The sequence below is a fragment of the Gluconobacter potus genome (assembly GCF_015244705.1).
Lineage (GTDB): Bacteria > Pseudomonadota > Alphaproteobacteria > Acetobacterales > Acetobacteraceae > Gluconobacter > Gluconobacter potus.
The window spans coordinates 23,659-29,658 of the sequence record NZ_JABCQF010000019.1; the positions used below are offsets into that span (position 1 = coordinate 23,659).

The 6,000-nt window shown below is 56.0% G+C and carries 7 protein-coding genes; 5 read left to right on the forward strand and 2 right to left on the reverse strand.

All coding sequences use genetic code 11. The features are described from left to right. Positions 1-164 precede the first annotated feature (164 nt). From HKD31_RS14890 to HKD31_RS14900, 3 genes are all read left to right on the forward strand, one after another. Positions 165-1,259 (forward strand): aromatic ring-hydroxylating oxygenase subunit alpha, encoded by a 1,095-nt coding sequence (locus HKD31_RS14890; protein WP_051672108.1) that lies wholly within the window; start codon positions 165-167, stop codon positions 1,257-1,259. After that, positions 1,256-1,657, forward strand: coding sequence for a hypothetical protein (locus tag HKD31_RS14895; protein WP_181417553.1), 402 nt, complete (start codon positions 1,256-1,258; stop codon positions 1,655-1,657). The genes HKD31_RS14890 and HKD31_RS14895 overlap by 4 nt, the downstream gene beginning before the upstream one ends. Positions 1,658-1,770: 113 nt before the next feature. Further along, complete coding sequence (locus tag HKD31_RS14900; RefSeq protein WP_228120877.1) at positions 1,771-2,049, forward strand: hypothetical protein; 279 nt, start codon at positions 1,771-1,773, stop codon at positions 2,047-2,049. A gap of 257 nt (positions 2,050-2,306) precedes the next feature. On the opposite strand, the gene HKD31_RS14905 is transcribed toward HKD31_RS14900, so the two are convergent. Beyond that, complete coding sequence (locus HKD31_RS14905) at positions 2,307-2,669, reverse strand: winged helix-turn-helix transcriptional regulator (RefSeq protein ID WP_034927508.1); 363 nt, start codon at positions 2,667-2,669, stop codon at positions 2,307-2,309. Between the two features lie 115 nt (positions 2,670-2,784). Between HKD31_RS14905 and HKD31_RS14910 the strand changes: the two genes are divergently transcribed. Together HKD31_RS14910 and HKD31_RS14915 are read left to right on the forward strand one after the other, a co-directional pair. Further along, positions 2,785-3,909, forward strand: coding sequence for an alkene reductase (locus tag HKD31_RS14910; RefSeq protein ID WP_034927511.1), 1,125 nt, complete (start codon positions 2,785-2,787; stop codon positions 3,907-3,909). 16 nt (positions 3,910-3,925) lie between these two features. Continuing rightward, on the forward strand, positions 3,926-5,296 hold the full coding sequence (locus HKD31_RS14915; RefSeq protein WP_034927514.1) for an NAD-dependent succinate-semialdehyde dehydrogenase: 1,371 nt from the start codon (positions 3,926-3,928) through the stop codon (positions 5,294-5,296). A 197-nt stretch (positions 5,297-5,493) separates the two neighbouring features. On the opposite strand, the gene HKD31_RS14920 is transcribed toward HKD31_RS14915, so the two are convergent. After that, a partial coding sequence (locus HKD31_RS14920; RefSeq protein ID WP_194265617.1) for an SOS response-associated peptidase occupies positions 5,494-6,000 on the reverse strand: 507 nt, incomplete at its 5' end.

The following is a 6,000-nucleotide window of genomic DNA, read 5'->3' on the forward strand; positions in this document are numbered from 1 at the left end:
GATCCGTTAGAAACTTTCGGTTCAGCCGGCGGACACTGACGCATTCTGTCCGGTAATTGATAACGAGTTATACCTGCTCAGACAAAATGCGAGAGACGACATAACGCTCCATGACTTGGGTTGCGTTGTTTCCTTTGCGCTGAGCCAGTTGAAGTGTCGAGGTAATGGAAAACGAGCTCCACCAAATTTCAGACCATTCAGCGTGCGCGGTACAGATTGATTTAAGACGTGTCAGAACCAACCCGGATTTCTGGTATCCTGTCGCCTGGTCCCGTGAATTGGGAGGGGAAAAGGCAATCGATGTCCGGTTTGCAGGACAGCATATCGTCATCGTACGTCCTAAAAGCGGCGTTCCTTATGCGCTAGATGGCCTGTGCGCCCATCGGCAGGTTCTGCTTGGCAAAGGAAAGGTTTGTGGTGACCAGATAAGCTGTCCCGCTCATGGTCTGAGATATAATCGGGACGGCCAATGTGTTTCGCCCAATGTTTCTGCCGAAGCGCAATGTCTGCGTCTCAAAAGTTGGGCCTGTCGCGAAAAAGACGGGCTTATTTTTGTTTTCATGGGGGATCAGTCTCTTGCAGAGATTGTCCCGCTCCCTGACTTTCCAAGGGTGAGAGATACGCGTTATCGCACGCGACGTTTCGGGCAGATGGTGAACTGTCATTACAGTTTCATGCATGAAAACCTGATGGATATGAATCACCAGGTCCTGCACAGTCGGTTGGTCGGAAAAATGAAGCCGCGGTTTCTGGGAATGGACCACGGTGATGATTTTGTTGAAGCCCGCTACACCTTTGCACGAACCGGCGGCAAACAGCCTTTGAGTGAGGCGCTGATCTACGGCCAGAGACGCCGTGATGGTCGGGATTTTGCCTATCGGGACGTCATGACCATCAGGACACACTATCCCTATCAGAGCCTGCGTATTGAAACGCAGGGGATTGAGGAACCCGTGATGGAGTTGTGGATCTCGTATGTGCCACAGGACCGTGAGCAAATGACCAACCGTGTTTTCGGTCTGTTGTCGATCAAACGATTGAAAGTGCCTTTTTTACTGGATCTTGCCTGGCCAATACTGGTCGCATTCACGGAGCGCGTCTTCTTTGAAGATCGCGAGATTGTCGAGCTGGAACAGGCGGCATGGAAAGACCTCGGTGGAGATCACAATCGGGAAGTCTTTCCTGTTATCAATCAACTTCGCAATCTGCTCAGGCGATGTGGTCAGGCACCGGAAAGCGCAGAAAAGGCAGCACTATGAGATTGCCTTTTATAGCACCACCTTCCCACGCTTTTCATCCTTTGCTGGAAAAGATCATTCTTCTGGCGCCTGATCGAACCTGTGTCATTTCTTTACTGGGGACAGATGCAGTTTTACCTGAAGAAGAACAATTGCAGCAGAATGGCTATGATCTTTTCCAGATGACTGTTTCCAATCTACCAACAGACCATCAGATGCGTGGTGACTATCTGGAAGCACATTTCAGGCCGCTTCTCGACACAGCGATAGAAATGGCGATGGCGCTGACTGACAGGCCAGCGCATGTGCAGGAAGCAAGTTACGTGCAAACCTATATAGCGGTTCAGAATCTGATTGGTGCACAGAAAGCTGCGATGGATCTGTATTGTCGTGTGCAAGTTGTATCAATATTTTCATGATTTTCCTTGTTACGCCCTTCTCCTTTGTTTCAGGGCGAGAGGGTCGACGTCAGTCAGTGGATGCAAGCTGAAACTATGATTTCCTGAAGAGTTTGAGCCAGAGGAGACAGGTCATGAGTAATGTTATGGATTTCCCCATCCAGAACGGGGCGGCCAGGTCCTATCTGGCTGCGAAAGATCTCACAAAAGAACAGTGCCGTTTTATTCTCTCTCTACCGATAAATGGTGAATATGGCATTCCCAGAGCGGATCGCGGCGCCATCCGTGGATCATTGATATTGATGGGATATGTCGCGGCCGGGTTTTCCGCACGCTGGGGCAGTGCTGCCGCTCGCCTTACCAGTCGAGGACGCATCGTGCATCGGAAATTGATGTCTGGTGAAAACCTTTGATGAAGTGGCATAGGATCTGAAGAGGGAAAGCTAACATAGGCCATTTGAATGGTGGCCTCGAATTTAGAATCAAAAAATTATGCGATGTCATCGGGACTGAAACTAGCCGATCACTCATGAAACAATGTCCGCTTACGGGATGACTGCATTCATGCGAACACGTCTGCAATGAGGCGACTGCTGCCCGTCCGCTCTGCTTCTGCTATACTGACAGGTATGTTGCTGCAGGAATTGTCCATAATGCTTAGCGGTCAATCTCAATCACCAGCTTTGTTCCGCTGGAGAGAATGCGCATACCGATCTCCCCATGTTTTGAGTGCCTGAATAACTGGTTTCAGGGTTTTGCCCAGATCGGTCAGGGCGTATTCCACATGCGGTGGTACCTCGGGGAAGACGGTGCGTGACACCAGGCCGTCTGCCTCGAGTTCGCGCAACTGGTTGGTCAGCATCCGCTGTGTGACATTGGGCAGGCGGCGGCGCAGTTCGCCAAACCGCAGCACCCCGTCCTCGAACAGGTGATACAGAATCAACGCCTTCCACTTGCCCCCAAACAGTTCGAGCGTGGCTTCCACCGTGCAGCCGGGGCTACAGGCCAGCGTGGTGTGACGAATGCGGGGCATGGTATCATTCCTGACACTAGTGGCGGTTTATGTGCGTTCTTGCGCACACCAGAGGGTGGGTCAATGTTTACACGCGGGCCGGACGGATGTCCTGCATTTGTGAACAAGGTTGATCATGTCTTCGTCTTCTTTATTCGATCCTGTGCGGCTGGGCGATTTGTCCCTTGAAAACCGGATCTTCCTGCCACCCCTGACACGCTGCCGCAGCACGCAACCCGGGGACATCACCAACACGCTGATGGCCGAATATTACGCGCAGCGCACACAGGCGGGGTTCCTGATTACCGAGGGCACGCAGATCGAACCCCGCGGACAGGGCTATGCCTGGACACCGGGCATCTACTCCCCTGAACAGGTCGCGGGCTGGAAACTGGTCACCAATGCGGTACACGCAAAGCGGCAGCCCATCTTTGCACAGTTGTGGCATGTCGGCCGCGTGTCCCACCGCGCTTTGCAACCTAGTCATGAGGCGCCGATCGCCCCGTCGGCGGTTGCGGCAACAGGCGTGAACGTGTTCATCCCCACGGGACCGGGCACGGGAAAGCTGGTCCCACCCGACATGCCGCGCGCACTTTCCATTCCCGAAATCCATGAACTGGTGGAGATGTATGCACAGGCGGCACGCAATGCACTGTCCGCCGGGTTTGATGGTGTGGAGATTCACGCCGCCAATGGTTACCTGATCAACCAGTTCCTATCCGAACGCGCCAATTTCCGTACCGATGCTTATGGCGGCAGCCTGTCCAACCGCCTGCGCTTCCTGCGCGAGGTGGTCGAAGCCGTCTCCGCCGTGGTTACGCCCGACAGGCTGGGCGTGCGATTTTCCCCACTGTTCGGCACGACCACGGAAGAGCGTGTCTATCTTGGCCTGCTGGAGGACAATCCGGCGGAGACCTACACGCAGGCCGTGCGCGTGCTGGCGGATGCGGGCATCGCCTATGTCTCGCTCGCCGAAGCCGACTGGGATAATGCGCCGGAAATGCCGGACACCTTCCGAGCCAGTGTGCGCGACATCTTCGACGGCCGCATCCTGTGCGCGGGCCGTTACGACCTGCACAAAGCCCAGCATGTGCTGGCACATGGATGGGCGGACATGATCGGCTTTGGCCGGAAGTTTATCGCCAATCCGGACCTGCCTGCGCGGCTGGAACACGGCTGGCCGTTCAACTCGCTGGACCCGGCGACGATGTATGGCGGCGGCGCGCATGGCTACACCGACTACCCGTTCCATAATCAATAAACAGGGAAACAGACCAATGAGTTTTTACCAAACCCTCAACCCGACCACGGAAACCGTGGAACGCACGTTTGAACTACATACCGCCGCGCAGATGAAGGCGATTGTCGATCGCGCGGACCATGTGTGGAAGACCGACTGGAAAAAATGCGACATCGCCGAGCGTAAGGTCGTCATGTCAAAGGCCGCCGATCTGCTGCGTCGCGATCGTGTGGCCCATGCGCGCCTGATCGCGACCGAAATGGGCAAGGCGCTACCGGACGCGCTGGAGGAAATCGACATCACCGCCGATATTCTCTCCTTCTATGCCGATGGCGCGGAGAAATTCCTCGCTCCCACGCATCTGAAGGTCAAGGAAGGCCATGCAAAGATCATCAATCAGCCGCTTGGCCTGATCTACTGCATCGAGCCATGGAACTTCCCCTATTACCAGCTTGCCCGCGTAGCGGGGCCGAACCTGATGGCAGGTAACGTGGTCATCGCCAAGCACGCGCCCAACGTGCCGCAATGCGCGCTGGCCTTTGAAAAGCTGTTCCACGATGCGGGCGCGCCTGTGGGCGTCTATACCAACATCTTCCTCGACAACGACCAGTCAGCCGAACTGATCAAGGATGTCCGCATCCGTGGCGTCGCGCTGACCGGTAGCGAACGCGCCGGCCAGGCGGTCGCGGCCGAAGCGGGGGCGGCGCTGAAGAAGGACACGATGGAACTGGGTGGCAGTGACGCCTTCGTCGTGCTGGATGATGCGGACCTTGAACTGGCGGTCAAATGGGCGACATGGGGTCGCTTCGCCAATAACGGGCAGGTCTGCACGGCGGCCAAGCGGATGATCGTGCATGAGAAGGTCTATGACGCCTTCCTCACCGGTCTGAAAAAGGCGATCACGCAGTTCCGCATCGGCGATCCGCTGGCTGAGGGCACCACCCATGGCCCGATGAGCAGCAAAAAGGCGCTGGACACTGCGCTGGCGCAGACTGACGAAGCCGTTAAGGCAGGGGCAACTCTGGTGGTTGGCGGCAAGCGGATGGATCGCAAGGGGTTCTTCATGGAGCCGACTATCCTGACGAATGTCTCCAAAGACAATCCGGTCTTCTATCAGGAGATTTTCGGCCCCGTTGCGGTCGTGCACAAGGTCGCGTCAGAGCATGAAGCCATCGAACTGGCCAATGATTCCCCCTATGGTCTCGGCGGGTCCGTGTTCTCCCGCGACCTTGCTCGCGCCGAAAAAGTGGCGGAACAGGTCGAGACCGGCATGATGTTCATCAACACCGCAACGGCTGCAGCGCCTGAACTGCCCTTTGGCGGGATCAAAAATTCGGGTTTTGGTCGCGAACTGTCTTTCCTGGGCATCGAGGAGTTTATCAACCGCAAGCTGATCCGCGTTGCCTAAAGATTAGGCGAATGCTGCGCCCTGTCCCAGATAAAAACCTATCCGGGACAGAGGTGTACTACTCACCAAGTTAAATATCGCCTGCGGGTCAAGTGATATTGGGAAATGATATCTATCTGCTTTGCCAACCGTACGATTAGTCATCGAATGACCGGGATGAGGCGAAAGCGGCAAGTAATCTTTCGCCTTCATGGCCGTCATTCCAAAGAACGCCGGACTTCAACACGGACCAACAGATCATCTGGCAGAGGCCGCTGAAGCTGCAGAGCCTCCTCCGCTGGCGCATTCATCCACACATCCAGTTCATCCGGCTGCGTCAGGATCACAGGCATGGCCTTCGGATGAACCGCGCCCACTTCCCGGTTGGCCTCAGTGGTCAGAAAACCGAACAGGTCATCCGTCGTCTCCCCGTCCGCCAGTTTCCGCACCGACGTCCACCGGCACCAGATCCCGGCAAAGAAAGCCAGCGGCTCACCGTCGCTGCGGACAAACCACGCAGGCCGTGATTTGCCATTAGGCAAACGCTCCGGTTCCGAAAAGGCGGTCAGCGGCACTAGACAGCGATGCGCCACCCCTTCCCAGCGCTTCCACCATGTCGAGGTCGGATTGCGGATATTGGTCATACCGCGATCCACTTTATGGCCTTTCAGGTAACCGGGCGGTGTCGGCATGCCCCAGCGCGCCATGACCAGTTCACGGCCATT

Coding starts and splice junctions, on each gene's coding strand:
- HKD31_RS14890 (WP_051672108.1), top strand. CDS start 165: ATGGAAAACGAGCTCCACCAAATTTCAGACCATTCAGCGTGCGCGGTA.
- HKD31_RS14895 (WP_181417553.1), top strand. CDS start 1,256: ATGAGATTGCCTTTTATAGCACCACCTTCCCACGCTTTTCATCCTTTG.
- HKD31_RS14900 (WP_228120877.1), top strand. CDS start 1,771: ATGAGTAATGTTATGGATTTCCCCATCCAGAACGGGGCGGCCAGGTCC.
- HKD31_RS14905 (WP_034927508.1), bottom strand. CDS start 2,669: ATGCCCCGCATTCGTCACACCACGCTGGCCTGTAGCCCCGGCTGCACG.
- HKD31_RS14910 (WP_034927511.1), top strand. CDS start 2,785: ATGTCTTCGTCTTCTTTATTCGATCCTGTGCGGCTGGGCGATTTGTCC.
- HKD31_RS14915 (WP_034927514.1), top strand. CDS start 3,926: ATGAGTTTTTACCAAACCCTCAACCCGACCACGGAAACCGTGGAACGC.